Source organism: Pseudomonas sp. S3_G06 (assembly GCF_054667565.1).
Genome location: NZ_CP162738.1, coordinates 1887980 through 1914707, shown reverse-complemented (window position 1 = coordinate 1914707; position 26728 = coordinate 1887980). Strand labels below are relative to the sequence as shown.

Below are 26728 nucleotides of genomic sequence, written 5' to 3'. Positions count from 1 at the left end.
AATGTGGGAGCGAGCCTGCTCGCGAAGTCGTCAGACCAGTCAACATGACTGTTGAATGAAAGTCCGCATTCGCGAGCAGGCTCGCTCCCACAGGTTTTGTATGAAGCAAAAAAATCCCGGCCCTGCATTTCTGCAGGCCGGGATTTTTTCATTTCAGATTACTCGGTGGTCAACACACCACGACGCACCTGGTCACGCTCGATCGATTCGAACAGAGCCTTGAAGTTGCCCTCGCCGAAACCGTCGTCACCCTTGCGCTGGATGAATTCGAAGAACACCGGCCCCATCAGGGTTTCCGAGAAGATCTGCAGCAGCAGGCGCTTGTCGCCCTGCTCCGAGGCACCGTCGAGCAGAATGCCGCGTGATTGCAGCTGATCGACCGGCTCGCCGTGGTTCGGCAGGCGACCGTCAAGCATTTCGTAGTAGGTGTCCGGCGGCGCGGTCATGAAGCGCATGCCGATTTTCTTCAGCTGATCCCAGGTCTTGATCAGGTCGTCGGTGAGGAACGCAACGTGCTGGATGCCCTCGCCGTTGAACTGCATCAGGAACTCTTCGATCTGCCCGGCGCCCTTGGACGACTCTTCGTTGAGCGGGATGCGGATCATGCCATCCGGTGCGGTCATGGCTTTCGAAGTCAGACCGGTGTACTCGCCTTTGATGTCGAAGTAACGGATTTCACGGAAGTTGAACAGCTTCTCGTAGAAGTTCGCCCAGTAGGCCATGCGACCGCGATAAACGTTGTGGGTCAGGTGATCGATGATTTTCAGGCCAGCGCCAACTGGGTTGCGATCAACACCTTCGATAAACACGAAGTCGATGTCGTAGATCGAGCTGCCTTCGCCGAAACGGTCGATCAGATACAGTGGCGCGCCGCCGATGCCTTTGATCGCCGGCAGGTTAAGCTCCATCGGACCGGTTTCGATGTGGATCGGCTGAGCGCCGAGTTCGAGTGCGCGGGAATAGGCTTTCTGCGAATCCTTGACGCGAAACGCCATGCCGCAAACAGACGGGCCGTGTTCGGCGGCGAAGTACGAGGCGACGCTGTTGGGTTCGTTATTGAGGATCAGATTGATCGCGCCCTGACGATAGAGGTGCACGTTCTTGGAACGGTGGGTCGCGACTTTGGTGAAGCCCATGATCTCGAAGATCGGCTCCAGCGTGCCGGGAGTCGGCGCTGCGAACTCGATGAACTCAAAGCCCATCAGGCCCATTGGGTTTTCGTATAAATCTGCCATGGTGACGCCTCATCATTTCTTATCAATTAACCAGGGTTATTTGTCAGGAAAGTGATGTAGAGGGAGGCGCACAGGAGATGCCACGCACGCTGCGCGCGAGGAAGTCTCCGTAGATCAGTTGGAACCCGAATATCTTCATTGTCGACCCAAGGCTCTTGCGGGCGAGGCTTCTGCTGCCAGAAGACGATTATTATTGTATGCGTAAATCGATTCTACACAGCGTAACGGGACCTGTCTGCCCTCTGTATAAAATCCGCTTTTTTTCGTACGGCGCAAGAGCCATCTGCGATCTATTCTCCCCTCTGGCTCAATTGTTTATCGGGTCGGATTTCTAAACCACAGGGTGTGTCCATGCCGCTGACCCGTCGAACCCGCCGCAAACCCAGCACCCGAATCGCCGTGACTGTGCTCAGCGGTCTGCTGCCGATCGTGCTGGGCAGTGGGATTCTTTATATGCAGGCAGAACGCACACTGCAGCAAAGTGCCGGGGAAACGGCCGAACAAGCGCTGCGACAGTTCGATCTGATGCTCGATAACACGGCAGAAGCCGCTCGGGTCCTGCTGCCGCTTGCCGGGAAAAATTGCGAAGAGGTGAAACTGGCCCTGCGCGAACAAGTGACCCGCCGCCCCTTCGTGCGCTCGACCAATCTGGTCTGGGACAACAATCTCTACTGCAGCTCACTCTTCGGGGCGTTCCAGGAAGCCGTCAATGCCGGGGACTATCATCAAGGCAAACTGTGGTTGATGAACGGCAATCCGGTGACGCCTGATACGGCATTGTTGATCTACCGTCTCAGCGACGGTCGCGGTGGCGCACTGACCACACTGGATGGCTATCACTTGAGCAACATCCTGCGCCTGATCGGCCGCCAGACATTACTGACGTTGCAAGTGGGCGATAACTGGCTGTCCGCCGACGACAAAGTTCACCAGGGATCACTGCCTGCCCCGCCGGTCGCGCACAGCCTGCTGGATTCCGAGCGTTACGGTTTCAAAGTGTCGGCGGGTTTCCCCAAGGGCGAAGTCCGGCGCTACATGGCGGCGGAATATCCTCCGCTCTTCAGTCTGTTGATTTTCTTCGGTGCAATCTCCGGTGCCATTGGCCACTTCGTTCAGAAGCGATCGACCTCGCCCAGCCACGAAATGATGCGCGCACTCGAGGCCGGGGAATTCATTCCTTACTTCCAGCCCGTGGTTCACGGTGACAGCAAGCAGTGGTCGGGCGCTGAAGTGCTGATGCGCTGGAATCACCCGAAAGAGGGGCTGGTACGCCCGGACCTTTTCATTCCATTTGCGGAACACTCAGGCCTGATCGTGCCGATGACCCGCTCACTGATGCAACAGACTGCGGCCCTGCTGGGACCGCACTCTCTGAACTTCACCAAGCCTTTCCATATCGGCATCAACATCAGCGCCAGCCACTGCCAGGATCTGGAGCTGGTCGAAGATTGTCGTGACCTCTTGGCGGCGTTTGCGCCCGGCAGCGTCGAACTGGTGCTGGAATTGACGGAGCGCGAACTGATCGAGCCGAACGACATCACGCTTCAGTTGTTTGAGCAATTGCACGCACTTGGAGTGAAAATCGCAATCGACGACTTTGGTACCGGACACTCGAGCCTTGGTTATCTGCGCACCTTCAACGTCGACTTTCTAAAGATCGATCAGAGCTTCGTGGCCATGATCGGTGTAGACGCCTTATCGAGGCATATTCTCGACTCCATCATTGAACTGTCGGCCAAACTGGACTTGGGCATTGTTGCCGAAGGTGTCGAAACTCAGGCCCAGGCTGATTACCTGACCGAGCATAACGTTAACTTTTTGCAGGGCTATTTGTACGGTAGACCGATGCCTGGCGCTGATTTCCTCGAAGCATTAACTCATCATTAAATCGCCGACACTGCCCGCCGAACAACCGCACCAAATTGATACAAAAAGTCATTGTTGTTACATGGCGACAACATCAGGATTTACTCTTGTCGCATTAACTACTACAATTTTTTCAACCTGAGCCAGACTGGCAGGTGAGCCAATTATCACCGAGTCGCTTCCAGGCTCTTGGCTTATAGCTTTGTTTGCGGTTGGTATCAGCCAAACACACTATTGGAGTAAAGATATTGTCCAGACTCGCTGAATTTCGCGCAGCTGAAAAGGCCCTTCAGGAACAGCTCAAACAGCTGGAATCGCTGAAGAATGATGCCGGGCTGAAGAAAGAAATCGAATTCGAAGAAAAGCTCCAGGGACTGATGAAAACCTATGGCAAAGGCCTGAAAGACATCATCGCCATCCTTGATCCAAACCCGGCAAAGTCCGGTCTGCAGCAGTCCGCAGCGCCCAAGACCCGCCGCGCCCGGGTGGTCAAGGTTTATCAGAACCCGCACACTGGCGAGCTGATCGAAACCAAGGGCGGCAACCATCGCGGTCTGAAAGCCTGGAAAGAGCAGTACGGTGCAGCCACCGTGGATTCATGGTTGCGCGGTTAATCTGACGCCAACAAAAAGCCCTGCCTGATGCAGGGCTTTTTTATTGACAATATCTAACAAATGAAATGATTTTCATCGAACAAGTTGGAAATTTGTGTAACGCTTCTGAATCATCAGGCTAAACATTTTGCTGCGCGATGTTACCTCGAGCGCTTGATCAAACTATGTGCTTAATCCTTTCCGGTAAGCGAACTGCTGCGAGTTAGTACGAACGTTTATAATTTCAGGCTGTTGCGCGCCGCTTCTATATCGTCGGCGCTCGCCTTATAAACGTCGGCCTGACCGGCATATGAAAGTACGTAAGCCTTGTCTGTTTCCACAGCTGCCACCAACGTTTGTGATAATACGTGTCGACCGTTCTCGGTGACCGTGCAGGTCGTCTCCAGCCCGGACAATGAGCCGAGCGCAGCCGGATGAATTCTGTTGCAGACGCTCTGATAACCACTGCGGAAGAAATCCTTCTGGATCGATTTGCGCATCTCCAGCAGCACGCCTTGCAAATTGACCTGATGCCCCGCCTCCACTTGCGTCATGGTCAACTCCATCACCATCACCTGATTGCCATCAGCATCGAGCTTCACCGCCCGCTGCCGCGAGACTGGTGGCGCGGTGTCCGGCAATGGTTCAACCTCCCAGCCCGTCGGCCAAGTGATACTTGGTTCGGCCATTACGGGTAAAACCACAGCCGACGACAAAGCAAAAAAAACAAACACGGATTTCAACAGTCGGATCATTGCCGGACGCACTCGTAGATAGAAGGCAAAGTCTGAGCCCCGCCCTCGCGCAGGGCAAGCCCGCCTTGCATTTGGCGATGCCGGCCGGCATGCGTATCATTGCGCCCATTCACTCGCCCATTTGTTATTGGAGGGCCCATGAGCCTCAACGAACTGAACACTTTTCCCGGCGTGACAGCTACGCCAGACAGCGCAACCCGCAACTTCGTGTTCAACCACACCATGCTGCGCGTGAAGGACATCACCAAGTCGCTGGATTTCTACACCCGTGTACTGGGTTTCTCGCTGGTCGAGAAGCGTGATTTCCCGGAAGCCGAGTTCAGCCTGTACTTCCTCGCGCTGGTCGATAAATCACAGATCCCGACCGACGCCGCCGCGCGTACCGAATGGATGAAATCGATCCCGGGCATTCTCGAACTGACCCACAACCACGGCACCGAAAACGATGCCGACTTCGCCTATCACAATGGCAACACCGACCCGCGCGGTTTCGGCCACATCTGCATCTCAGTGCCGGATATCGTTGCAGCATGTGCACGCTTTGAAGAGCTGGGTTGCGATTTCCAGAAGCGTCTGACCGATGGCCGGATGAAGAGCCTGGCGTTTATCAAGGATCCGGATGGCTACTGGGTCGAGATCATTCAGCCTGCACCGCTGTAACTGACGATATAAATCCATTGTGGGAGCGAGCCTGCTCGCGAAGGCGTCCGGCCAGTCAACATCATCGATGAATGACACTTCGCTTTCGCGAGCAGGCTCGCTCCCACGTTTGGTTTTGTGACAGGCAAAAAAAACCCATGATCGCTCATGGGTTTTTTAGTTTTCGACCTGGCAGTTACGCCGGGGCCGAAGTCCGGATCAAGTGATCGAACGCACTCAGCGAAGCCTTGGCGCCCTCGCCCACTGCGATCACGATCTGCTTGTACGGCACAGTCGTCACGTCGCCCGCTGCAAAGATCCCCGAGATCGAAGTCTCGCCACGATTATCGACAATGATCTCGCCACGCGGCGACAGCTCGATGGTGCCCTTCAGCCAATCGGTGTTCGGCAGCAGACCGATCTGTACGAAGATGCCTTCCAGCTCAACCGTGCGCAGCTCATCTGTGGTGCGATCCTTGTAACGCAGACCGTTGACCTTCTCGCCATTGCCGGTGACCTCAGTGGTTTGCGCACTGGTGATCACGGTGACGTTCGGCAGGCTGTGCAGCTTGCGTTGCAGCACGGCATCGGCACGCAGTTGCACGTCGAATTCCAGCAACGTTACGTGCGACACGATACCGGCCAGATCGATGGCCGCTTCAACGCCGGAGTTACCGCCGCCGATCACCGCTACGCGCTTGCCTTTGAACAACGGGCCGTCGCAGTGCGGGCAGTACGCCACGCCTTTGTTGCGGTATTCCTGCTCGCCCGGAACGTTCATTTCGCGCCAGCGTGCGCCGGTCGCCAAGATTACGCTTTTGGCTTTCAGAGTTGCGCCACTGGCGAAGTGGACTTCGTGCAACTCGCCATTCTTGCCCGGGATCAGCTTGTCGGCGCGTTGCAGGTTCATGATGTCGACGTCGTACTGCTTGACGTGTTCTTCCAGCGCCGTGGCCAGTTTCGGCCCTTCGGTTTCCTGCACGGAAATGAAGTTCTCGATGGCCATGGTATCGAGCACCTGACCGCCGAAACGCTCAGCCGCGACACCGGTGCGGATGCCTTTACGTGCGGCATAAATAGCCGCCGAAGCACCGGCCGGGCCACCGCCGACGACCAGCACGTCAAAGGCTTCTTTGGCGCTGATCTTCTCGGCCTGACGGACGATGGCGCCGGTGTCCAGTTTGGCGAGGATTTCCTCCAGGCCCATGCGGCCTTGGCCGAAGTTTTCACCGTTGAGGTAGATGCTCGGCACGGCCATGATCTTGCGATCGTTGACTTCGTCCTGGAACAGCGCGCCGTCGATGGCGACGTGGCGGATGTTCGGGTTGAGCACGGCCATCAAGTTGAGCGCCTGGACGACGTCCGGGCAGTTTTGGCAGGACAGCGAGAAGTAAGTCTCGAAGCTGAACTCGCCTTTGAGCGAGCGAATCTGCTCGATGACTTCAACGCTGGCCTTCGACGGGTGGCCGCCGACTTGCAGCAGGGCCAGCACCAGCGAGGTGAATTCGTGGCCCATTGGAATGCCGGCGAAACGCAGGCTGATGTCGGCTCCAGGGCGATTGATCGAGAACGATGGTTTACGAGCATCGTCACCGCTGTCGATCAGGGTAATTTGGCTCGAAAGACTGGCAACGTCTTTCAGCAGGTCCAGCATTTCACGGGATTTCGCACCGTCGTCGAGGGATGCAACGATCTCGATCGGTTGGGTGACCCGTTCCAGGTACGATTTCAACTGGGCTTTAAGATTGGCGTCCAACATACGGGCGATTTCCTTTATTTGAGGCGAAAAAAAGCCCGAGCGAATCTCGCCCGGGCATTTTTATTGGGCGGTGCAGCTAACTTAAGAAGGTGCGGCGTGCCGCCCTGCGTTGCATGTCACAGACTTAGATCTTGCCGACCAGGTCCAGCGACGGAGCCAGAGTGGCCTCGCCTTCTTTCCACTTGGCCGGGCAAACTTCGCCTGGGTGTGCAGCGACGTACTGAGCAGCCTTGATCTTGCGCAGCAGCTCGGAAGCGTCACGGCCAACGCCGCCATCGTTCAGTTCAACGATTTTGATCTGGCCTTCAGGGTTGATCACGAAGGTACCACGGTCAGCCAGACCAGCTTCTTCGATCAGCACGTCGAAGTTGCGCGAGATGACGTGGGTCGGGTCGCCGATCATGGTGTATTCGATTTTGCCGATGGCTGGCGAAGTGTTGTGCCAGGCAGCGTGAGCAAAGTGGGTGTCGGTCGAAACGCTATAGATTTCCACGCCCAGCTTCTTGAACTCAGCGTAGTTGTCAGCCAGGTCTTCCAGCTCGGTTGGGCAAACGAAGGTGAAGTCGGCTGGGTAGAAGAACACTACGGACCACTTGCCCTTCAAGTCAGCATCCGAGACTTGAACGAAGTCGCCGTTTTTGAACGCGGTAGCTTTGAACGGTTTTACTTGGCTGTTGATGATAGGCATCGATGACTCTCCGTCAGGGGTTATGAAGTTGATGGGTGAATCCTACCCACTCACTCGACGGAAGGCTCATTGGCAAACCTGATGCTGCTGATTTGTTTTCGCTATTAGCTGACTGTATTAATAGAAGAAAACGATCTCTACGCTTGATCCGGCTTATCCATAATCCGAGCCATTCCCTGGAATGGGCTGACCTCAACATAGCGCATGGCGGATTTCATGTCCTTCCAGCCGACGTAGCTCATCAGCGATTTCAGGTCCCAGCCGCTTTGATGCGCCCATGTGGCAAAGCCACGCCGCAGTGAATGGCTGGTGTAGTTGGCGGCGGCAATTCCGGCGCGCTGCAACGCTTGGCGCAACAAGGGAATGATGCTGTTGGCGTGCAAGCCCTCCTCGCTCAGATTGCCCCAGCGATCAATGCTGCGGAACACCGCGCCGCGTACCAGCGCAGCCTCGGTAATCCAGTCGATGTAAGCCTGCACGGGACACAGCTTGAGCAGCGCTGGGGCCTGATAGGTCTGTCCGAGGTTTTCCCGGTCGCCCTTGCTGCGCGGCAGATACAAAGTGATGCCCTTGCCAGCACTCGCCTGCACATGCTCGATCTGCAAGCGGCATAACTCATCGCTGCGAAAACCCCGCCAGAAGCCCAACAGAATCAGCGCGCGATCCCGATAAGCCTTGAGCAAGGTCGGGCGGTCCTGTTCCTGCCGGGCAGTCTGCACCTCCTGCTCAAGCCAATCGATCACTCGTTGCAGATCCTGCAACTGCAACGGCTCAGCCTGTTTTTCCTGTGCTGGATGCAAAGCACGAATGCCCTTGAACACCTTACGCACCACTGGCGCCTTGGTCGGATCGGCAAAGCCCTGACTGTTGTGCCACTGCGCCAGCGCGGACAGACGCAACTTCAGCGTATTGATCGACAGCACCCCGGCGTGCTCCACCAGATAGCGCGCAACGCTGTCAGCAGTAGCCGGGAGAAATCCGCCCCACGTCACCTCGAAGTGCTCTATCGCCATGCGATAGCTGCGGCGAGTGTTGTCGCGGGTGGCGGCTTGCAGATATCGATCGATGTCGCTCATGGCAGTTTTCTCGCTGGCGTACGGGTTCACTGATGCAGGTGCGCATTTTGCCGCCTGACATTGGGTAATACCAGTATATCCCGCCTGTTTTAGTTCAAAGATTTACCTATATTTTCAGCATGGTACACTGCGTACTTTAGTGGCATGTACCACAGTACGTAAACGTAGGAGTTCACATGGCCCGTGGCGGCATTACCAAAGCACTGGTGCAAATTGCGCGCACAGCGATCCTGGCGCGCGGCGAACACCCAAGCATCGATGCCGTACGCATCGAAATGGGCAACACCGGCTCGAAAACCACGATCCATCGTTACCTGAAAGAACTGGACGACGGCGCACAACCCGCAGAAGCGTCAGCAGAACCGATCGATGATGAGCTGACCGCCCTCGTCTCTCGCCTCGCCCAGCGCCTGAAAGAACAGGCGCAGGAGCCCATCGAGCAAGCCCGCGAACAGTTCGAGGAGCAACGCGAAGCATTGGAAAACGAGCTGAAACAGGTTCGCCAGGCGCTGGAAAAACTCGAACACGACCACGACATTCAGGGCGCCGCGCTGCAACGCGAATCCGAGGCGCTGATTAACACCCGCTCGATGCTGCAAACCGAACAGACGCGCAACGCCGGTCTGAATCAGGCACTGGCCGACTTCGAATTGCGCCTGCAGGACAAGGACGAGCAGATCCGCTCACTGGAAGAAAAACACCTGCACGCCCGCGATGCGCTGGAGCATTACCGTAACGCCACCAAGGAACAGCGCGAGCAGGAACAGGCCCGCCATGAAGGGCAAATCCAGCAGATTCAGGCGGAACTGCGTCAAGCCCAGCAGAGCGCGCTGGTGCGTCAGGATGAGATCACACAGTTGCACCGCGACAACGAACGCCTGCTCACCGAAAACCGTGGCACCCAGCGCGAGCTGAACTTGTTGCAGGATCAGCTCAAGCAGAGCAATCAGCGGCAGGATCAATTGCTCGAGCAGGCCACGCGCATGGACAGCGAGCGCACCCTCCTCCAGGAACGTCTGCGCGTCGCGACGCTGGAAAGCCAGGCGCTCAAGCAGAGCGTCGACGAACAGACGCAGCTCAATCAGTCGCTGGAAAAGGAGTTGCTCAAGGCTCAGGCGAGCCTTGAGGACAGCCAGCGTCTGGCGGCTACCGTTGCGGCAGCGCCAGACTCAGCCAAAGCGAAAGACGCTTAAGCGCTGACCGGTGTGCGCATGGTGACGAACTCTTCGGCGGCCGTCGGGTGCACCCCGATGGTGTCGTCGAAGTCGCGCTTGGTTGCGCCAGCCTTCAAGGCGATCGCCAGACCTTGCACGATCTCGCCAGCGTCCGGGCCGACCATGTGGCAGCCAAGTACCTTGTCGGTCTTGGCGTCGACCACCAGCTTCATCAGGGTTTTCTCCTGACAATCAGTCAGGGTCAGCTTCATCGGGCGGAAGCGACTCTCGAAAATCACCACCTCATGGCCGCATTCGCGCGCTTCTTCCTCGCTCAAACCGACTGTGCCGATGTTTGGCAGGCTGAACACGGCGGTCGGGATCATTTTGTAATCCACCGGACGGTATTGCTCCGGCTTGAACAGACGCCGCGCCACAGCCATGCCTTCGGCTAGCGCGACCGGTGTCAGCTGCACGCGACCAATGACGTCGCCCAGCGCCAGAATCGACGGCTCGGTGGTCTGGTACGCGTCGTCGACTTTGATGAAGCCCTTGTCGTCCAGTTGCACATCGGTATTTTCCAAGCCCAGGTTGTCCAGCATCGGACGTCGACCAGTGGCGTAGAACACGCAATCGGCTTCGAGTACACGACCATCCTTGAGCGTCGCTTTCAAGCTACCGTCGGCCTGTTTGTCGATGCGTGCGATGTCGGCATTGAATTGCAGGTCGAGGCCGCGCTTGGTCAATTCTTCTTGCAGGTGCTTGCGCACCGACCCATCGAAACCACGCAGGAACAGATCGCCGCGATACAGCAGCGTGGTGTTGGCACCGAGGCCATGGAAAATCCCGGCAAACTCGACCGCGATATAACCGCCACCCACCACCAGCACACGCTTGGGCAACTCTTTCAGGAAGAACGCTTCGTTCGAACCGATCGCATGCTCGTGCCCCGGGATTTCAGGAATCTGCGGCCAGCCGCCAGTCGCGATCAAGATATTTTTGGCGGTGTAGCGTTCGCCGTTGACCTCGACCTCGTGCGGCCCAACGATTTTCGCGTGCGCCTCGTGCAGGGTCACACCGCTGTTGACCAGCAGATTGCGATAAATGCCGTTAAGGCGATTGATCTCGCGATCCTTGTTGGCGATAAGCGTGGCCCAGTCGAAGTTGGCCTCGCCCAGGTTCCAGCCAAAACCGGACGCCTGCTCGAAGTCCTCGGCAAAATGCGCGCCGTAAACCAGCAGCTTTTTCGGCACGCAGCCGACGTTGACGCACGTGCCGCCCAGGTAACGGCTCTCGGCCACCGCCACTTTCGCCCCGAAGCCGGCGGCAAACCGCGCAGCGCGCACACCGCCGGAACCGGCACCAATCACATAAAGGTCAAAATCGTAGGCCATTTCTATCTCCTCGGCAGGCCATCAGCATACCCGCAGTCATCCATTGGGCAAGCAATGCCATCCATATAAGGGCGGAAAATGAAAAAGCCACCCGAAGGTGGCTTTCTTTTGCAGACGAGGCGAAGACTATTAGTAAGCCTTGCCAGTCTTGTAGAAGTTTTCGAAGCAGAAGTTGGTCGCGTCGATGTAGCCTTCCGCACCACCGCAGTCGAAACGCTTGCCCTTGAACTTGTAGGCCATCACGCAGCCGTTCTGGGCCTGCTTCATCAGGGCGTCGGTGATCTGGATTTCGCCGCCCTTGCCTGGCTCGGTCTGTTCGATCAGGTCGAAGATGTCCGGGGTCAGGATGTAGCGACCGATGATCGCCAGGTTCGACGGCGCGTCTTCCGGCTTAGGCTTCTCGACCATGCTGTGTACGCGGTAGATGTCGTCGCGGATCATTTCGCCAGCGATTACGCCGTACTTGTTGGTTTCCTGCGGATCGACTTCCTGAATGGCGACGATCGAGCAACGGAACTGCTTGTACAGCTTGACCATCTGGGTCAGCACGCCGTCGCCATCGATGTTGACGCACAGGTCGTCCGCCAGAACCACGGCGAACGGTTCGTCACCGATCAGCGGGCGGCCAGTCAGGATCGCGTGGCCCAGACCTTTCATTTCGGTCTGACGGGTGTAGGAGAACGAGCACTCGTCCAACAGCTTGCGGATACCGACCAGGTACTTTTCCTTGTCGGTGCCCTTGATCTGGTTTTCCAGCTCGTAACTGATGTCGAAGTGGTCTTCCAGAGCACGCTTGCCACGGCCGGTGACGATGGAAATCTCAGTCAGGCCCGCGTCCAGTGCTTCTTCAACGCCGTACTGGATCAGTGGCTTGTTTACCACCGGCAGCATTTCTTTAGGCATGGCTTTGGTCGCTGGGAGGAAGCGAGTGCCGTAACCGGCTGCTGGAAACAAGCATTTCTTGATCATATAAGTCCTTGAAAAGGCTGTGTGTACGAGTTTCGAGGCAGTCTAATCAGGCGGCGTGCGCCTTACAATGCCCCGCGCTGGCTAACCGATGCCAACATAGAGAAATATTCGCGCGGATAGTTCCTTGCGGTTTTTTCAGCGGCGAATTCAGCGTAGCTCAAGATCTGACGAAACTGGATCACCATACGCTTATCGGCCCCCAATGCGAGCATTTGCCGCTATCATGGTGCCTTTGAACCACCGAACGAGAATGACCAGATGGCTGCGGTAAAAATCATCAACGGGTATGTGATCGACAAGAAAGACGGCAGGTGGACGCTGACCACCACTAATGGCGAACATATCGCCGGGCCTTTCGACAGCGAGCAGATGGCGACGGATGTAGCCTCGGTGTTCACCGATACACCTGCTTCTTCCAAGCGCCGTGGCAAAGATCAGGACTGATCCTGCCAGCACTTGCGCCAAGCCCTGCCAGAACGCAGGGCTTTTTTGTGCCTTGTTGGCAAACAAGTGGCCAATCGCTATAACCTTTTCATCGCGGCGCTGTCAGAGCATCCAGTCCCCCACCTGAAGATCACGTAACCATGAACCTGAACAAACTGCAGCCGCTTCTCGCGGTATTGGTATTGAGCGGCTGTGCCACTTCGCAGCCCACCTATCTGAACAATGGCGAACAGGGTCTGAGCATCGACTGTTCCGGCGAAGCCAACTCCTGGGCCATGTGCTACGAAAAGGCCGATGCCTCCTGCGCTGGCACCGGTTATCGCATCGTCGGCACCGATGGCACGCCGGCGCCCAAGGAAGATGACAAAACCCTCGGCGTTGACGTTGGCAATTACAAGACCCGCAACGTCGTGGTCGTCTGCAAGTAAGCCTTACATGTGGATTTCGGCGAACTTGATCCCGAGGCCACGGACGACCTCGATGAGATCGTCGAGCCGATTGAAGGACTCGACTTCATCATTGTCATCCACCAAAAAGTAGCTGCGCCCCGCACTCTTCTTGAAAAACACGATCCATTCACCGGGATTCGCCGGGTTCTGGATGACATGGGTGGCAGAGATAAGGCCCTCTGCGTGGCGCTCCCGCACGTGCTCTCGCTTCATTGCGACTCCATATATGACAATGCCGCCACAGCAGGACTGTGACGGCATCGGGTGCTGATGTTCGCTAGTCTATCAGCCGGAAATACAGGCGTTCGCGGCTTTCTGCACATCGTGAGGGCGAACCGGCACGTTGGACATGCGCTCATGCAGTTTGATGCTGCTGCCGCCGGCGCGATCTTCGATATCAAACACGGCTGCCGGGCCTGAAGAAAGCTTGCCCGGGACGATCACTCTTACACCGTCCTTCTGCGGCTGCACCTGCAACGCGCCGCGACTGTCAGCGAGCTTGTCGGTCAGACATTGCGCATACTCCTGGGGCTTTTTGCCAGAGATCACGCTCATGGTTGGCAGCGTTTCATTGATTTCGGAAACATTTGCACAACCGGCCATCGCCAGAATCAACGGCACACACACCACACCCCACTTCATATCAATCCTCCGTCAAAGACCGTCCGACAGCACAAATGCCGCTTTTCTCCGGGGCCTTGTGCATTTAACCCGCCCGCCGTGGCGAAGTTCTGTTCAAAATTTGTCAAAGCAACGCCCGACGGCCAGATAATAACCCGTGCGGGCTGATAAACTGCGCCCATCGACAAGCTATCGTTTTGATTTAGTAGAAAAAGCCCTTCTGGAGGCGCCCATGAAATTCATTCACCAGCGCGAGCACCTCAACGAAGACGACATCGTCGTCATTCAATGCTCGCAGATGTGCAACATCCGTTTGATGAACGACGCCAACTTCCGCAGCTTCAAAAACGGCGGCCGTCACACCTACCACGGCGGCGCGTTCGACACTTTCCCGGCGCGCATCACTGCACCGAGCACCGGCTTCTGGAACATCACCATCGACACCGTCAACCGCCGCGCAATCAGCGTGACTCGCAAGCCGACGCTGACCCACTCGATCAAGATCATCCGTCGCTCCAGCACTAAACTGAGCTGAGACGCACAGCCTATTCTGAAAGGAAACCACTACCGTGGCGCAAACAACCAAATATGTGATCAAGTACAAGCTTAACGGCGAGCGCCGTTTTGAGTTCGCGCAGCTGGAGAACGGCACCGTTGAGGAAGCCAAGTCTGCGCTGGACGCGTTGCATGGTCCTTCAGACGATGTGATCAGCGACATCAGCGTCAGCAAAGCGCTGTAACCAACACCATGCAACCGACCACGTTTGACCTGTTCGCCGACAACGAACCCGTGCAGCAAGCCCGCGCCGAGCAGATCGGCGAACAATCGTGGGTGCTGCGCGGATTCGCCTTGCCACAGGTCGAGCAACTGCTGACCGACCTTGAGGCTATTCTTGCCGCCGCCCCGCTACGCCACATGGTCACGCCCGGCGGTTTCAGCATGTCGGTTGGCACCAGCAGTTGCGGGCAGTTGGGCTGGATCACTGATCGCAGCGGTTACCGCTATTCCAGCGTCGATCCTCTCAGCGGCTTGCCGTGGCCATCGATGCCGGCGGTCTTTGCCGATTTGGCCCACGAGGCGGCGGAACGCGCCGGCTTCGCGGGTTTTCAGGCCGACTCCTGCCTGATCAACCAATACGTCCCCGGCGCCAAGATGTCGCTGCATCAGGACAAGGACGAAAAGGGTTATGCCGCGCCCATCGTTTCGTTGTCGTTGGGGTTGCCGGCGATGTTTCTGTTTGGCGGCTTCGAACGCAGCGATAAAACCCAGCGCATCCCGCTGCTGCATGGCGACATGGTGGTCTGGGGCGGCGTGGACCGTCTGCGCTATCACGGCGTGCTGCCAATCAAACCCGGCCATCACCCGCTCTTGGGCGAACGGCGCATCAACATCACCTTCCGCGTCGCGGGCGTTCAATAAAAGTTTGACCGCAAGGCGCGGAGTGTCGCGGGTTACGATGCTGGTTAACCTGACTCAAACAGGTCAACGGATTCCCTCTCATGGACACGCTTTCGAAGACGATCAGAACTGAAGACGATCCACGCTGGGCCGCCGTGGTTGCCCGCGATCCGCGTGCGGACGGGCAGTTTGTCTACGCAGTAAAAACCACCGGCGTTTATTGCCGACCGAGCAGCCTTGCGCGCCTGCCCAAACCGCAGAATGTCGAGTTTTTCGACACCGCCGAAATGGCCGAAGCTGCCGGATATCGGCCGAGCAAACGCGCCAGCAAGGACCAGAATGACGCGCAGCACGCGGCGATCATCGCAGCGGCCTGCCGGCAGATCGAAGCGTGCGAGACATTGCCCGCGCTCGACAGCCTCGCCGCCAGCGCCGGCCTTAGCCCTTTCCATTTTCATCGAGTATTCAAAGCCGCGACCGGCCTGACGCCCAAGGCTTACGCCATGGCGCATCGTTCGCGCAAGCTGCGTGCGCGCCTGGCGGACGGCGGCTCGGTGACCGACGCGCTGTACGAGGCCGGATTCAATTCCAACAGCCGTTTCTACGAATCTGCCGATCAACTGCTGGGCATGAAGCCCACCGACTATCGCGCTGCCGGACAGAACAACGACATTCGCTTTGCCGTTGGCCAATGCTCGCTTGGGGCAATTCTGGTGGCGCAAAGCGAACGTGGGATCTGCGCGATTCTGCTCGGCGACGATCCGCATCAGTTGGTCTGCAACCTGCAGGATCAGTTTCGCAAGGCCAACCTGATCGGCGCCGACCGCGAATTTGAACACTTGATCGCCAGCGTCGTCGGCTTTGTCGAAGCACCGGCGAAAGGCCTGAACTTGCCGCTGGATATACGCGGCACCGCGTTTCAGGAGCGCGTCTGGCAGGCGCTGCGCGAGATTCCCGCAGGCAGCACCGCCAGTTACGCCGAGATCGCGCAACGCATTGGCGCGCCGACTTCGATGCGTGCGGTGGCCCAGGCTTGCGGGGCCAACCGCCTGGCGGTGGCGATTCCCTGCCACCGCGTGGTGCGCAGCGATGGAAACCTTTCCGGCTACCGCTGGGGCGTCGAGCGCAAACGCCAACTGCTTGAGCGCGAACTCAACGATTGACGTCGACCACCACCCTGCCCCGCAGTTTCCCGGCGAGCAGTTTGGGCGCGGCCTCAAGGGCTTCGCTCAAACTGATTTCTTGACTGATCAGTTGCAATAAGGAGAAATCCAGATCCTTGGCCAGTCTGTCCCAGGCCTCGATACGGCGTGCTTTGGGCTGGGTCACGCTGTTGATTCCAGCCAGCGTCACGCCGCGCAGAATGAACGGCGCTACCGAGGCCGGAAAGTCCATGCCTTGCGCCAACCCGCATGCCGCGACCACGCCTTCCGAGCGAGTGCTGGCGCAAGCGTTGGCCAACGTGTGGCTTCCGACCGAATCGACCACCGCCGCCCAGCGCTCTTTCGCCAACGGCTTGCCCGGTTCGGACAAGGTGGCGCGATCGATGATTTCGGCAGCGCCCAATTGCTCCAGGTATTCATGCTCGGACACGCGGCCGGTGGATGCCACCACGCGGTATCCCAACTTTCTGAGCAAGGCGATGGCAAAGCTGCCGACCCCGCCGTTTGCGCCGGTGACCAACACTTCACCGTGATCCGGCGTCACGCCATGGCGCTCCAGCGCCAGAATGCACAGCATCGCCGTGTAGCCGGCGGTGCCGATGGCCATGGCTTGCGCCGGGGTGAAAGCTTCGGGCAGTGGGATCAACCAGTCACCGTTGAGCCGGGCCTTTTGCGCCAGTCCGCCCCAGTGGCTTTCACCGACCCCCCAACCGTTGAGCAGCACCCGATCGCCCGCCTTGAAATCGGCATGCGAACTGGACTCGACAGTCCCCGCCAGATCGATCCCCGGAACCATGGGGAACTTGCGCACCACCGGGCTGCTGCCGGTGATCGCCAGGCCGTCTTTGAAATTCAGGGTGCTGTACGCGACGTTCACGCTGACGTTGCCTTCGGGCAGTTGCTGTTCATCGATTTGCTGCAGATTGGCGCGATAACCGCTGTCGTCTTTGTCGATCAGGATGGCGTTGAACATGACGGCCTCTCGAAAATGATTTGAAACAAGCATGCCTTGAAATAGCACATCGCAACACATTGCCACACTCGACTTTGCGCTAACGGCTCGATCAGCCGGGTAAATCCCCGGCAGGCGGCTATGCTTTTTCGACGGTTGTGTTTTCCCGGTTGCGCCTTGCAAACCGGTGTGTCGATGGAGCTGACGATGCCTTTCCTGAGCGCTTTACCCTCGCTGCTGATGCTATGTCTGCTGACACTTGGCAATGCCTGGGCAGCCGCACCGGCGGCAAAGCCGAACGCGGCGCCAAGCGAGCCGACATGGCCGCAGGTGATCAGCAACGGCAAGAGCAAGCTGACGGTGTATCAGCCGCAGCTCGACAGCTGGGACGGCTATACGCTCAATGCCCGCGCGGCGGTCGAAGCCACGGCTGCCGATGGCAAGTCCACCTACGGCATCGTCCAGTTCAGCGCTCACACCCTCGTCGACAAGGCCACCCGCTGGGTCGCGCTTGATCAGTACAAAATCATCAAGGCCGATTTCCCCGCCGATGCGAAACAGGCCGACACGTGGCTCGCCATCCTGAAAAAAGATGCCGAGAGCCGCAAGAAAACCATTTCACTGGATCAGCTGGAAGCAGCGGTTGGGGTGCTCCACGCTGAACAGAAAGCCGACAGTGCGCCCTTGGAAAACACGCCGCCGACCATCATCAGCTCCGACAGCCCGGCAATTCTCGTATACATCGACGGCGAAGCGGCTTATCGGCCGGTGGAAGGAACGGAGCTGCAACGGGTGATCAACACGCGCCCACTGCTGCTCAAGGACGCCGAAGGCAAACACTACCTGCATGTATTTGACGGCTGGATGGTTGCCGATCAATTGGCCGGCGATTACACGCGCCTTGCTGCGCCGCCGGCCAGTCTGGAAAAAGCCAAACACGCGGCGATCAAGAGCCGCCAGGTGGACCTGCTCACCGGGCAAAGCGATCCGAAGGACAAGGTTCCCAGCCTGGCCAAGCCGCCGCAGCCGAAAATCTTCATCGCCACCACGCCAACGGAACTGTTGGTGACCGACGGCGCCGCGCAATGGCAACCGATTCAGGGCACCAGCCTGTTGTACGTGAGCAACACCACCGGGCACATCTTCAAGGAAATCGGCGACCAGAACAGTTACGTACTGATCTCCGGACGCTGGTTCCGCGCCAGCGACATGAGCGGGCCATGGACCTTTGTCCCGCCAGACAAGCTGCCGGCCGACTTTGCCAATATTCCTGACGACAGCGCCAAAGAGAACGTCAAGGCCTCGGTAGCCGGCACGCCACAGGCACAGGAGGCGGCCATTGCGGCGACCATCCCGCAGACCTCGGCGATCAACAAGAGCGCGGTGAAGATGACGACACCGCAATTTGACGGCGAGCCGCAGCTCAAAGCGATCAGCAATACGCCGCTGCAATACGTGGTCAACAGCGCCACTCCGATTATTCGAGTCGACAACGACAGTTGGTGGGCGGTGGAGAACGGCATCTGGTTCAGCGCCACCTCACTGAACGGGCCGTGGAGTGTGGCCTCTTCAGTACCAGCGGTGATTTATTCGATTCCGCCCAGCTCGCCGATGCACTACCTCACGTACGTGAAGGTTTACGAATCCAGCAGCGATACCGTGGTGGTCGGCTACACGCCGGGCTATCAAGGCTCGACGCTGGACCCGGCGACTGGCGTTGTGGTGTACGGCACCGGTTATCCGTATACGCCGTGGGTCGGCAATGTCTGGTACGGGCCGCCGGTGACTTATGGATTCGGCGTCGCGATTCGTTACACGCCGTGGACTGGCTGGACCTTCGGCTTCGGATTCGGCTGGAGCTGGGGCGGCAACACCGTCGCCATGGGCTGGGGCTGGGGCGCCTATCCGTGGTGGGGAAATTACGGCTGGGGCTACGCGTGGGGTCCGCGTCTGTACCCGGCGCCGCTGGCCTGGGGTGGCGCAGCCTACGGTTATCGCGGCGGCGCGGTGGCCTGGGGTCCGGGTGGCTGGGCCGGAACCACCGGCAATCTTTATCATCAGTGGGGTGATAGTGCGACAGTCAGCCGTTATGGCGCCGGTTACAACGCCTGGACCGGCAATCGCTGGGCCGGCCAGGTTGGCGCCTCGTACAACTCGCGTACCGGCATTGCCGCCGCCGGGCAACGTGGCGCGGTGCACAACGCCTACACCGGCAACTACGCTGCCGGGCGCAGCGGCGTGGCAGTCGGCCCGAACGGCGGCGCCATCGCCGGCGAACGGGTTACTGCCGGCAACGTCCGCAGCGGCACTCACGTCAGTGCCAATCGCGGCGCCGTTTACAACCCCAATACCGGCAACACCACGCAATACGGCGGCATTCATGTCCGCGACGGCGGCGCTGCGCGGGTCGGCGATAACGTTTATGCCGGGCGCGACGGCAACGTCTACAAGAAAACCGACAACGGCTGGCAGTCCGTGGCCGGCAGCGGTGCCAACCGGACCAGACCCGCGAACAACAATGCGCAATTGCAGAATCTCAACCGCGAATCCGCCGCACGCAGTCTCGGTAATCAGCGCACGCACAACTTCAACCATTCTTCACAAATGATGAACCGTTCGTTTGGCGGTGGCGGCGGATTGCACCGACGCTGAAAAACTGCACGTGATGTTCAGAATTTCAGACTGGCCCCGCATCCGGTTTTGCTGTTAAAAACCGCGTGCCGTCCCTGCCCGTTTCATCGTTCGGAGAATTGCTATATGAGCCAGTGGCCAGACACCCGCATCCTCGATCTTCTCGGTATCGAACTGCCGATCATCCAGGGCCCGATGGCCGGTGCGACCAACTCTTCGATGGTGATTGCCGTGTGCAATGCCGGCGGCCTCGGTTCAATGCCGGCAGCGATGCTGAGCAGCGAGCAACTGCGCGATGAGTTGAAGACGATTCGCCAGCACACCACCAAGCCGTTCAACGTCAATTTCTTCTGCCACCAGCCACCGGCGCCTGATGAACAGCGGGCACGTGACTGGAAAAACCTGCTCGAACCTTACTACCGCGAATTGGGTGCCGATTTCGACGCGCCAACGCCGGTGTCCAATCGCGCACCGTTCGACGAAGCAGCGTGTGCCGTGCTCGAAGAGTTCCGCCCCGAGGTGGTGAGTTTCCATTTCGGGCTACCGGATAAAACCCTGCTTGATCGGGTCAAGGCGACCGGGGCGAAAATCCTTTCGTCTGCGACTACGGTCGAAGAAGCGATCTGGCTGGAGCAACACGGCTGCGATGCGATCATCGCCATGGGTTATGAGGCCGGTGGCCATCGCGGGATGTTTCTCAGCGATGATCTGAGCACCCAGGTCGGCACCTTCGCGCTGGTGCCGCAGGTGGTCGACGCGGTGAAAGTGCCGGTGATCGCGGCGGGCGCGATCAGCGATGCCCGGGGCGTTGCAGCGGCGTTGATGCTCGGCGCCTCGGCGGTGCAAGTCGGCACGGCGTACCTGTTCACCCCGGAAGCCAAAGTCAGCGCCTCACATCACAAGGCCCTGCGCACCGCCAAGGAAAGCCAGACCGCCATCACCAACATTTTTACCGGACGCCCGGCACGGGGCATTCTCAATCGGGCGATGCGTGAACTCGGCCCGATGTCAGCGCAGGCGCCGGCCTTCCCCTTGGCCGGCGGTGCGCTGATGCCGCTGCGGGCCAAGGATGATGCGGACTTTGCCAACCTCTGGGCCGGACAGGCGCTCACGCTCGGCAAGAATATCGGCAGCGCTGAGCTGACCCGGCAACTGGCCGAGGGAGCATTGGCCAAACTCAACCGCCACTGAATTTATGCGGCGAGCGGATTTATTCCCTCGCCACTTGGCGGCGTATCGCTATATATTTCCGTATACAGCGATTGCGCCCGTGTATCGGCGTTATCCAAAGCAAAGCATTTACCGCCGATCACGGAGCCTTTACATGACACTTGCTGCCACACGCCTCGCCCCTGCCTGCTTCGCTTCACTCCTCGCAATGTTCAGCATGGGCGCCGCGCAGGCCGACGAAGTGCAAGTGGCGGTCGCCGCCAATTTCACCGCGCCAATCCAGGCCATCGCTGCCGACTTCGAAAAAGACACCGGGCACAAACTGGTCGCCGCTTACGGCGCCACCGGCCAGTTCTACACCCAGATCAAAAACGGTGCGCCCTTCCAAGTGTTCCTCGCTGCTGACGACGTGACCCCGGCAAAGCTTGAGCAGGAAGGCGAAACCGTCAAAGGTTCGCGCTTCACCTACGCCATCGGCACCCTGGCGCTGTGGTCGGCAAAAGAAGGTTATGTCGATGCACAGGGTGACGTGCTGAAAACCAACCAATACCAACACCTTGCGATCGCCAATCCAGAAGCTGCGCCATACGGTCTCGCCGCCACCCAAGTGCTGGAAAAACTCCAGTTGAGCGAAGCCACGAAAAGCAAAATCGTCGAAGGCCAGAACATCACGCAGGCCTACCAGTTTGTCTCCACCGGCAACGCCGAACTGGGCTTCGTCGCCCTGTCGCAAATCTACAAGGACGGCAAAGTCAGCACCGGTTCGGCGTGGATTGTCCCGGCCACCCTGCATGATCCGATCAAACAGGACGCGGTGATCTTGAACAAAGGCAAGGACAGCGCTGCTGCCAAGGCGCTGATCGATTACCTCAAGGGGCCGAAAGCCGCTGCGGTGATCAAATCCTTCGGATATGAACTGTAAATGTCGCTGACCAGTGCCGACTTCGCCGCGATCTGGCTGACTCTGAAGCTGGCGTCGCTGACCACCGTGATCCTGCTGCTGATCGGCACGCCGATCGCGCTGTGGCTATCGCGCACCTCGTCGTGGTTGCGCGGGCCGATCGGCGCCATCGTTGCGCTGCCGCTGGTGCTGCCGCCGACGGTGATCGGTTTCTACCTGCTACTGGCGCTGGGACCGCACGGTTTTCTCGGTCAGTTCACTCAATGGCTGGGGCTGGGCACGTTGACGTTCAGTTTCACCGGGCTGGTCATCGGTTCGGTGATCTACTCCATGCCGTTCGTGGTGCAACCGCTGCAAAACGCTTTCTCGGCGATTGGCACCCGCCCGCTGGAAGTCGCGGCGACCTTGCGCGCCAATCCCTGGGACACGTTCTTCAGCGTGATCCTGCCGCTGGCGCGCCCCGGCTTCATCACCGCAGCGATTCTCGGCTTCGCCCACACCGTGGGTGAATTCGGCGTGGTGCTGATGATCGGCGGCAACATTCCCGACAAGACCCGCGTGGTTTCGGTGCAGATTTACGACCATGTCGAAGCGCTGGAGTATGCCCAGGCGCACTGGCTGTCTGCGGCGATGCTGGTGTTTTCGTTTCTGGTGTTGCTGGCGCTGTACTCCAGCCGCAAGACCCGCGCAGGCTGGAGCTGATCGATGATTGATGTACGCCTGAAACGCACTTATCCGGGGTTTGAACTGGATGTCGATCTGCAAGTGCCGGGCCGCGGCGTCACCGCGCTGTTTGGTGATTCCGGCTCGGGCAAAACCACTTGCCTGCGCTGCATCGCCGGGCTGGAGCGCGCCGAGCAGGGTTTTGTGCAGATCAACGACGAGACCTGGCAGGACAGTGCCAAGGGCATTTTCGTCCCGCCGCATAAACGTGCGCTTGGCTATGTGTTTCAGGAAGCCAGCCTGTTCGCGCATCTGTCGGTGCTTGCCAATCTGGAGTTTGGTCTCAAACGCATCGCAAAGTCGCAACGCCGGGTCGATATCAACCAAGCGACCGAACTGCTCGGCATCAGCCATTTGCTTGAGCGTCACCCGCAGCATCTGTCCGGCGGCGAACGACAGCGCGTCGGCATCGCCCGCGCCCTGCTGACCAGCCCGAGACTGTTGCTCATGGACGAACCACTGGCGGCTCTCGACAGCCGGCGCAAAAGCGAAATCTTGCCGTACCTGCAACGCCTGCACGACGAACTGGATATTCCGCTGCTGTACGTCAGCCATGCGCAGGATGAAGTCGCGCGTCTGGCCGATCATTTGGTATTGCTGCGTGATGGCAAAGCCCTCGCCAGCGGCCCGATCGGCGAGACCCTCGCACGCCTGGATCTGCCCTTGGCAATGGGCGATGACGCCGGGGTAATCATCGAAGGCCAGGTCAGCGCCTACGACGCCACCTATCAATTGCTCAGCCTGCAACTGCCGGCCACTGCAATGAACATTCGCGTCACCCATGCGCCGATGGCCGTGGGCCAGGCTCTGCGCTGCAAAGTGCACGCGCGCGACATCAGCCTGGCGCTGAACAACGATGCAGCCAGCAGCATTCTCAATCGTCTGCCCGTTACGGTCGTCAGCGAACAGGCCGCTGACAACAGTGCCCATGTGCTGATCCGCCTCGATGCCGGTGGCACGCCGCTGCTGGCGCGGATCACCCGCTTCTCGCGTGATCAACTGAGCGTGCATCCGGGCCAGCGGCTGTGGGCGCAGATCAAGGCGGTGGCGGTGCTCGCGTAAATCATTCGGCACGACGGCCAGCGCCTGCGGTCAATCAGTTACAGACTGCCGTATGACCGAAGGAAACCGCCATGCCCGATACCGTGCTGACAGATGCTCTGCCCGCCGATCTGCATTACGTCGATGACACTCAGCCTGGTATCACCCGGAAAAAACTGCGCGGCAAGTTCGTCTATTTCGAACCGTCGGGGCAGCGCATCACCGACCCGGACGAAACCAAACGCATCAATGCCCTCGCGGTGCCACCGGCCTACACCGATGTGTGGATCTGCGCCGACCCCTGCGGCCATTTGCAAGCCACCGGTCGCGATGCGCGCGGGCGTAAACAGTACCGTTATCACGCGCGCTGGCGGGAAGTGCGCGACGCCGACAAATACTCGCGCCTGCGCGACTTCGGCATGGCCCTGCCCAAACTGCGGCGCAAGCTCGAGGCGCTGCTCGATGAGCCGGGCTTCAGCCGGGACAAGGTCATGGCCACGGTGATTACCTTGCTCGACGCCACGCTGATCCGCGTCGGCAATACCCAATACGCACGGGACAATCGCTCTTACGGTTTGACCACGTTGCGCAGTCGGCATGTCGAGGTCAACGGCAGCGCGATCCTGTTCCAGTTCCGCGGCAAGAGCGGCATCGAACACCAGATCACCGTCAAGGACCGTCGCCTGGCGCGAATCATCAAGCGCTGCCTGGAGATCCCCGGGCAGAACCTGTTTCAGTATCTTGATGAAAATGGCGAACGGCACACCGTCACCTCCTCTGACGTCAATGCCTATCTGCAAAAGCTCACCGGCGCGGCGTTCACCGCCAAGGACTATCGCACCTGGGCGGGCAGCGCGCTGGCGTTGTCGGTGCTGCGCGAGTTGCAGCATGAGTCGGAAACCGAAGCCAAGCGCCATGTGGTCGAAGCGGTGAAGAATGTCGCCAAACAGCTGGGCAACACGCCGGCGGTGTGCCGCAAGTGCTACATCCACCCCGCAGTGGTCGAACACTTCATGCTCGGCGCCCTTGCCGAACTGCCCCGCCCGCGCGTGCGCAAAGGCCTGCGCGCCGAGGAAGTAGCCTTGGCGATGTTTCTCGAGCGGATGTGTGAGGTAAGCGAGGCGTCTTGATCTCCAGCGTAACGCTCGCTCCTGCAAAGGTTTCGCCGACGAGTTGAACTGGGTATTTTTTGCACGATCACACAGGTCTTCTATAGTTGATCTGAAGGTTCGCGCCACGCGGACTTTTTGTTGCAACTCAGCCGTTTCAGCGAACGGAGGTGTTTCATGTCCGAAAAAGAGTCCATCACCACCCTCCTCACCCTGCTCGACGCCCGTCAGGCGCGCCTCGCAGCCGCCTGCAAAGAGATTGCCGACTGGGTCGATCATCAGGGTGGGCATCCGACAGCGTTGCGCATTCGCGACCGGCTGCACGACATTGAAAAGGATGCGCCGCTGATTCGCGATACGCTCTCGACGCTCAAACCGATCGACCGGCCGTTGCCACGGTTCAGATAGGCGTCAGTGTAGAGGTCCTCTCTGCATGGGCGCAGAGAGGACGGCGATTGTTGGATTCCGGCGCCTCAGTCACCCTTGCCCGTACGCGCACCGCCATGGCTGTGCTGCCCGCCGACGCGTGCCTTTTCCGCCCGGTCGACTTTCACGTTGACCGAACTGCCGCCCTTCTTGCCGGCTTCCTTGACTTTTTGCGGATCCTCGGCAAACGGTTGTTCCTTGTGGTGATTGGTCATGTTCATGCCCTCGACATAGTTGTAGACATACACTCCTCAGACTCTAGTTGGGGCAAATTACAGTTCAACTTCCTGCCGACCAATGGTTATGAAATGCGAAACGAAACGGCAACATAATCCGACCCTCTTCATAACCGACGTCATTCATGAAAAGTTATACGAAGCGGCGCAGAAACTAACAGTCTGTATAAGTTTCATCACAAACTTACCGTTCATCGGGCTGGATAAAAATTTTCAAAACATTTTTCGCCGGCTCGTAATCGGAGTAGATGTCCGGTGCGACAACGGACATAACTAGCGAAACGTTAATTGATATCGGAGAGCTATCATGACCACAGGAAATAAAAATCCAGGTAACTTCGCAAACGATCGTGAAAAGGCATCTGAAGCCGGCAAGAAAGGCGGTCAGTCGTCGGGCGGCAACTTTGCCAATGATCGTGAAAAAGCATCCGAGGCTGGCCGCAAAGGCGGGCAGAACAGCCACGGCGGCGGTCGCAAGTCCTGAGTAAGCGGTACAAGGGCAGCCTGGCTGCCCTTTGAAATCAGCTGATGGAGCGTAATCATGAGAACGGTACCGGCTTTTGCACGAGGCGAAGTGCAACGAAACAAGGGAGCGGAAGTGTATCCCGAAGCGGCGCGCAGTTCGCACGTGACCAGGTCGGACAGTCCGTCGGTGTCACCTTGTGTCGAACGACAGCAAATCAGTCCAAGGCACCGGGAAAGTGTTCAGCAGGAATGTTATGAACGCCGGGAACTTGCAGTAAATTCTGAAAACTCCCGGATACCGGATACAACGCCGACTTATGAGCGCTCCTCTTAGCGCAAAGGTCTAACTTGTAGTCACAAGACAACCCTGACCAACTAAAGCAAACGACATCAGTAAACTTTATGAGCATTTCGCGAACAACGACGGCACGTAGTTTGTGCATCCTTGTTTCGCCAAGTGCCTATACAGAGAAATGAGGAAGTTTGAAATGGCACAAGATAAACAACAAGGCAGCATGTCAGTTAACGAAGCAGGCAAGAAAGGTGGTGATGCCACTTCGGCTTCGCACGATAAAGAGTTCTATCAGGAAATCGGCAGTAAAGGCGGCCAGAACAGTGGCGGCAACTTCAAGAATGATCCTGAGCGCGCCTCCGAAGCCGGGAGCAAAGGTGGCCAGAACAGCGGTGGCAATTTTGCCAACGATCGGGACAGAGCGTCCGAAGCTGGCAGCAAGGGCGGCCAGAACAGTGGCGGCAACTTTGCCAACGATCGCGAAAAAGCCTCTGAAGCTGGACAGAAAGGTGGTCAAAACAGCCATGGTGGCGGGCGCAACAGTTGACGCGTCGGGTGCAGGGGAGCGCGGCTCCCCT

At 58.6% G+C, this 26728-nt stretch carries 30 protein-coding genes; 19 read left to right on the top strand and 11 right to left on the bottom strand.

Annotation, left to right across the window (positions count from 1 at the left end; translation table 11 throughout):
* Positions 1–158 precede the first annotated feature (158 nt).
* A complete protein-coding gene (gene hppD / locus AB4N47_RS08785; protein WP_341637368.1) occupies positions 159–1235 on the bottom strand; it encodes a 4-hydroxyphenylpyruvate dioxygenase in 1077 nt (358 codons plus the stop codon).
* Positions 1236–1586: 351 nt separating this feature from the next.
* Between hppD and AB4N47_RS08780 the strand changes: the two genes are divergently transcribed.
* A complete protein-coding gene (locus AB4N47_RS08780) occupies positions 1587–3122 on the top strand; it encodes an EAL domain-containing protein (RefSeq protein WP_341637367.1) in 1536 nt (511 codons plus the stop codon).
* A gap of 227 nt (positions 3123–3349) precedes the next feature.
* A complete protein-coding gene (locus AB4N47_RS08775; protein ID WP_016774912.1) occupies positions 3350–3715 on the top strand; it encodes a histone-like nucleoid-structuring protein, MvaT/MvaU family in 366 nt (121 codons plus the stop codon).
* Positions 3716–3930: 215 nt separating this feature from the next.
* On the opposite strand, the gene AB4N47_RS08770 is transcribed toward AB4N47_RS08775, so the two are convergent.
* Entirely contained in the window at positions 3931–4449 is a 519-nt protein-coding gene (locus AB4N47_RS08770) for a DUF4946 domain-containing protein (RefSeq protein ID WP_341637366.1), read from the bottom strand.
* A gap of 138 nt (positions 4450–4587) precedes the next feature.
* Here AB4N47_RS08770 and gloA point away from each other — a divergent pair, with 138 nt between their 5' ends.
* Positions 4588–5109, top strand: coding sequence for a lactoylglutathione lyase (gene gloA / locus AB4N47_RS08765; protein WP_071172594.1), 522 nt, complete (start codon positions 4588–4590; stop codon positions 5107–5109).
* A gap of 175 nt (positions 5110–5284) precedes the next feature.
* Here gloA and ahpF read toward each other — a convergent pair whose 3' ends face one another.
* The 3 genes from ahpF to AB4N47_RS08750 form a co-directional block, all read right to left on the bottom strand.
* On the bottom strand, positions 5285–6847 hold the full coding sequence (gene ahpF / locus AB4N47_RS08760; protein WP_223630980.1) for an alkyl hydroperoxide reductase subunit F: 1563 nt from the start codon (positions 6845–6847) through the stop codon (positions 5285–5287).
* A 124-nt stretch (positions 6848–6971) separates the two neighbouring features.
* Positions 6972–7535 (bottom strand): alkyl hydroperoxide reductase subunit C, encoded by a 564-nt coding sequence (gene ahpC, locus AB4N47_RS08755; protein WP_016774916.1) that lies wholly within the window; start codon positions 7533–7535, stop codon positions 6972–6974.
* Between the two features lie 137 nt (positions 7536–7672).
* Positions 7673–8611, bottom strand: a complete 939-nt coding sequence (locus AB4N47_RS08750) for a site-specific integrase (protein ID WP_323167980.1) — start codon at positions 8609–8611, stop codon at positions 7673–7675.
* 176 nt (positions 8612–8787) lie between these two features.
* Between AB4N47_RS08750 and AB4N47_RS08745 the strand changes: the two genes are divergently transcribed.
* Complete coding sequence (locus AB4N47_RS08745; RefSeq protein ID WP_341637365.1) at positions 8788–9804, top strand: DNA-binding protein; 1017 nt, start codon at positions 8788–8790, stop codon at positions 9802–9804.
* Here AB4N47_RS08745 and gorA read toward each other — a convergent pair.
* Both gorA and galU read right to left on the bottom strand, forming a co-directional pair.
* Positions 9801–11159, bottom strand: a complete 1359-nt coding sequence (gorA, locus tag AB4N47_RS08740; protein WP_341637364.1) for a glutathione-disulfide reductase — start codon at positions 11157–11159, stop codon at positions 9801–9803. The two genes, AB4N47_RS08745 and gorA, sit on opposite strands and share 4 nt — an antisense overlap.
* Before the next feature lie 129 nt (positions 11160–11288).
* On the bottom strand, positions 11289–12128 hold the full coding sequence (galU, locus tag AB4N47_RS08735; protein ID WP_024013124.1) for a UTP--glucose-1-phosphate uridylyltransferase GalU: 840 nt from the start codon (positions 12126–12128) through the stop codon (positions 11289–11291).
* Positions 12129–12386: 258 nt separating this feature from the next.
* Between galU and AB4N47_RS08730 the strand changes: the two genes are divergently transcribed.
* Both AB4N47_RS08730 and AB4N47_RS08725 read left to right on the top strand, forming a co-directional pair.
* Positions 12387–12572, top strand: coding sequence for a hypothetical protein (locus AB4N47_RS08730; RefSeq protein WP_341637363.1), 186 nt, complete (start codon positions 12387–12389; stop codon positions 12570–12572).
* 140 nt (positions 12573–12712) lie between these two features.
* The gene (locus AB4N47_RS08725) at positions 12713–13000 is read left to right on the top strand and encodes a hypothetical protein (RefSeq protein WP_071172599.1); all 288 of its coding nucleotides are present in this window, start codon (positions 12713–12715) and stop codon (positions 12998–13000) included.
* A 3-nt stretch (positions 13001–13003) separates the two neighbouring features.
* On the opposite strand, the gene AB4N47_RS08720 is transcribed toward AB4N47_RS08725, so the two are convergent.
* Positions 13004–13234, bottom strand: a complete 231-nt coding sequence (locus AB4N47_RS08720) for a hypothetical protein (protein ID WP_016774924.1) — start codon at positions 13232–13234, stop codon at positions 13004–13006.
* Positions 13235–13306: 72 nt separating this feature from the next.
* The gene (locus AB4N47_RS08715) at positions 13307–13663 is read right to left on the bottom strand and encodes a hypothetical protein (protein ID WP_071172600.1); all 357 of its coding nucleotides are present in this window, start codon (positions 13661–13663) and stop codon (positions 13307–13309) included.
* A gap of 211 nt (positions 13664–13874) precedes the next feature.
* Here AB4N47_RS08715 and AB4N47_RS08710 point away from each other — a divergent pair, with 211 nt between their 5' ends.
* The 4 genes from AB4N47_RS08710 to ada all read left to right on the top strand — a co-directional run bounded on the left by AB4N47_RS08710 (position 13875) and on the right by ada (position 16204).
* On the top strand, positions 13875–14177 hold the full coding sequence (locus AB4N47_RS08710) for a DUF1883 domain-containing protein (RefSeq protein WP_007912251.1): 303 nt from the start codon (positions 13875–13877) through the stop codon (positions 14175–14177).
* A 34-nt stretch (positions 14178–14211) separates the two neighbouring features.
* Positions 14212–14382 carry a hypothetical protein gene (locus AB4N47_RS08705; protein ID WP_341637362.1) on the top strand — a complete coding sequence of 57 codons (171 nt, stop codon included), beginning with the start codon at positions 14212–14214 and terminating at the stop codon, positions 14380–14382.
* Positions 14383–14390: 8 nt separating this feature from the next.
* On the top strand, positions 14391–15062 hold the full coding sequence (gene alkB / locus AB4N47_RS08700; protein WP_341637361.1) for a DNA oxidative demethylase AlkB: 672 nt from the start codon (positions 14391–14393) through the stop codon (positions 15060–15062).
* Positions 15063–15142: 80 nt separating this feature from the next.
* On the top strand, positions 15143–16204 hold the full coding sequence (gene ada / locus AB4N47_RS08695) for a bifunctional DNA-binding transcriptional regulator/O6-methylguanine-DNA methyltransferase Ada (protein WP_341637360.1): 1062 nt from the start codon (positions 15143–15145) through the stop codon (positions 16202–16204).
* On the opposite strand, the gene acuI is transcribed toward ada, so the two are convergent.
* Positions 16194–17177 (bottom strand): acrylyl-CoA reductase (NADPH), encoded by a 984-nt coding sequence (acuI, locus tag AB4N47_RS08690; protein ID WP_341637359.1) that lies wholly within the window; start codon positions 17175–17177, stop codon positions 16194–16196. The two genes, ada and acuI, sit on opposite strands and share 11 nt — an antisense overlap.
* A 186-nt stretch (positions 17178–17363) precedes the next feature.
* On the opposite strand from acuI, the gene AB4N47_RS08685 reads away from it, so the two are divergent.
* From AB4N47_RS08685 to AB4N47_RS08655, 7 genes are all read left to right on the top strand, one after another.
* The gene (locus tag AB4N47_RS08685; protein ID WP_460154459.1) at positions 17364–19808 is read left to right on the top strand and encodes an autotransporter; all 2445 of its coding nucleotides are present in this window, start codon (positions 17364–17366) and stop codon (positions 19806–19808) included.
* A gap of 105 nt (positions 19809–19913) precedes the next feature.
* Positions 19914–20978 carry an NAD(P)H-dependent flavin oxidoreductase gene (locus AB4N47_RS08680; protein ID WP_341637357.1) on the top strand — a complete coding sequence of 355 codons (1065 nt, stop codon included), beginning with the start codon at positions 19914–19916 and terminating at the stop codon, positions 20976–20978.
* Between the two features lie 133 nt (positions 20979–21111).
* A complete protein-coding gene (gene modA, locus AB4N47_RS08675; RefSeq protein WP_445941181.1) occupies positions 21112–21879 on the top strand; it encodes a molybdate ABC transporter substrate-binding protein in 768 nt (255 codons plus the stop codon).
* A complete protein-coding gene (modB, locus tag AB4N47_RS08670) occupies positions 21880–22560 on the top strand; it encodes a molybdate ABC transporter permease subunit (protein WP_151551697.1) in 681 nt (226 codons plus the stop codon). It begins immediately after the preceding gene.
* Between the two features lie 3 nt (positions 22561–22563).
* The gene (gene modC, locus AB4N47_RS08665; protein ID WP_341637356.1) at positions 22564–23643 is read left to right on the top strand and encodes a molybdenum ABC transporter ATP-binding protein; all 1080 of its coding nucleotides are present in this window, start codon (positions 22564–22566) and stop codon (positions 23641–23643) included.
* A gap of 71 nt (positions 23644–23714) precedes the next feature.
* A complete protein-coding gene (locus AB4N47_RS08660) occupies positions 23715–24752 on the top strand; it encodes a DNA topoisomerase IB (protein WP_341637355.1) in 1038 nt (345 codons plus the stop codon).
* 156 nt (positions 24753–24908) lie between these two features.
* A complete protein-coding gene (locus AB4N47_RS08655) occupies positions 24909–25139 on the top strand; it encodes a hypothetical protein (RefSeq protein ID WP_016774936.1) in 231 nt (76 codons plus the stop codon).
* Between the two features lie 65 nt (positions 25140–25204).
* Here the strand turns inward: AB4N47_RS08655 and AB4N47_RS08650 are convergent, their stop codons facing one another.
* The gene (locus AB4N47_RS08650) at positions 25205–25405 is read right to left on the bottom strand and encodes a con-10 family general stress protein (RefSeq protein WP_460154458.1); all 201 of its coding nucleotides are present in this window, start codon (positions 25403–25405) and stop codon (positions 25205–25207) included.
* Between the two features lie 295 nt (positions 25406–25700).
* Between AB4N47_RS08650 and AB4N47_RS08645 the strand changes: the two genes are divergently transcribed.
* Entirely contained in the window at positions 25701–25877 is a 177-nt protein-coding gene (locus AB4N47_RS08645) for a con-10 family general stress protein (protein WP_016774938.1), read from the top strand.
* A 469-nt stretch (positions 25878–26346) separates the two neighbouring features.
* Positions 26347–26697: a con-10 family general stress protein gene (locus tag AB4N47_RS08640; RefSeq protein WP_341637353.1), complete on the top strand. Its 351-nt coding sequence runs from the start codon at positions 26347–26349 to the stop codon at positions 26695–26697.
* The last annotated feature ends 31 nt before the right edge of the window (positions 26698–26728 follow it).

Bases quoted from the DNA above. Each gene is read 5' to 3' on its own strand.
- AB4N47_RS08745 (WP_341637365.1), top strand. From the start codon at position 8,788: ATGGCCCGTGGCGGCATTACCAAAGCACTGGTGCAAATTGCGCGCACA.
- alkB (WP_341637361.1), top strand. From the start codon at position 14,391: ATGCAACCGACCACGTTTGACCTGTTCGCCGACAACGAACCCGTGCAG.
- AB4N47_RS08730 (WP_341637363.1), top strand. From the start codon at position 12,387: ATGGCTGCGGTAAAAATCATCAACGGGTATGTGATCGACAAGAAAGAC.
- AB4N47_RS08770 (WP_341637366.1), bottom strand. From the start codon at position 4,449: ATGATCCGACTGTTGAAATCCGTGTTTGTTTTTTTTGCTTTGTCGTCG.
- AB4N47_RS08655 (WP_016774936.1), top strand. From the start codon at position 24,909: ATGTCCGAAAAAGAGTCCATCACCACCCTCCTCACCCTGCTCGACGCC.
- modA (WP_445941181.1), top strand. From the start codon at position 21,112: ATGACACTTGCTGCCACACGCCTCGCCCCTGCCTGCTTCGCTTCACTC.
- hppD (WP_341637368.1), bottom strand. From the start codon at position 1,235: ATGGCAGATTTATACGAAAACCCAATGGGCCTGATGGGCTTTGAGTTC.
- gloA (WP_071172594.1), top strand. From the start codon at position 4,588: ATGAGCCTCAACGAACTGAACACTTTTCCCGGCGTGACAGCTACGCCA.
- acuI (WP_341637359.1), bottom strand. From the start codon at position 17,177: ATGTTCAACGCCATCCTGATCGACAAAGACGACAGCGGTTATCGCGCC.
- AB4N47_RS08725 (WP_071172599.1), top strand. From the start codon at position 12,713: ATGAACCTGAACAAACTGCAGCCGCTTCTCGCGGTATTGGTATTGAGC.
- ahpC (WP_016774916.1), bottom strand. From the start codon at position 7,535: ATGCCTATCATCAACAGCCAAGTAAAACCGTTCAAAGCTACCGCGTTC.
- AB4N47_RS08720 (WP_016774924.1), bottom strand. From the start codon at position 13,234: ATGAAGCGAGAGCACGTGCGGGAGCGCCACGCAGAGGGCCTTATCTCT.
- AB4N47_RS08750 (WP_323167980.1), bottom strand. From the start codon at position 8,611: ATGAGCGACATCGATCGATATCTGCAAGCCGCCACCCGCGACAACACT.
- modB (WP_151551697.1), top strand. From the start codon at position 21,880: ATGTCGCTGACCAGTGCCGACTTCGCCGCGATCTGGCTGACTCTGAAG.
- ada (WP_341637360.1), top strand. From the start codon at position 15,143: ATGGACACGCTTTCGAAGACGATCAGAACTGAAGACGATCCACGCTGG.
- AB4N47_RS08660 (WP_341637355.1), top strand. From the start codon at position 23,715: ATGCCCGATACCGTGCTGACAGATGCTCTGCCCGCCGATCTGCATTAC.
- AB4N47_RS08640 (WP_341637353.1), top strand. From the start codon at position 26,347: ATGGCACAAGATAAACAACAAGGCAGCATGTCAGTTAACGAAGCAGGC.
- AB4N47_RS08680 (WP_341637357.1), top strand. From the start codon at position 19,914: ATGAGCCAGTGGCCAGACACCCGCATCCTCGATCTTCTCGGTATCGAA.
- gorA (WP_341637364.1), bottom strand. From the start codon at position 11,159: ATGGCCTACGATTTTGACCTTTATGTGATTGGTGCCGGTTCCGGCGGT.
- AB4N47_RS08645 (WP_016774938.1), top strand. From the start codon at position 25,701: ATGACCACAGGAAATAAAAATCCAGGTAACTTCGCAAACGATCGTGAA.
- AB4N47_RS08715 (WP_071172600.1), bottom strand. From the start codon at position 13,663: ATGAAGTGGGGTGTGGTGTGTGTGCCGTTGATTCTGGCGATGGCCGGT.
- ahpF (WP_223630980.1), bottom strand. From the start codon at position 6,847: ATGTTGGACGCCAATCTTAAAGCCCAGTTGAAATCGTACCTGGAACGG.
- AB4N47_RS08685 (WP_460154459.1), top strand. From the start codon at position 17,364: ATGCCTTTCCTGAGCGCTTTACCCTCGCTGCTGATGCTATGTCTGCTG.
- modC (WP_341637356.1), top strand. From the start codon at position 22,564: ATGATTGATGTACGCCTGAAACGCACTTATCCGGGGTTTGAACTGGAT.
- galU (WP_024013124.1), bottom strand. From the start codon at position 12,128: ATGATCAAGAAATGCTTGTTTCCAGCAGCCGGTTACGGCACTCGCTTC.
- AB4N47_RS08780 (WP_341637367.1), top strand. From the start codon at position 1,587: ATGCCGCTGACCCGTCGAACCCGCCGCAAACCCAGCACCCGAATCGCC.
- AB4N47_RS08710 (WP_007912251.1), top strand. From the start codon at position 13,875: ATGAAATTCATTCACCAGCGCGAGCACCTCAACGAAGACGACATCGTC.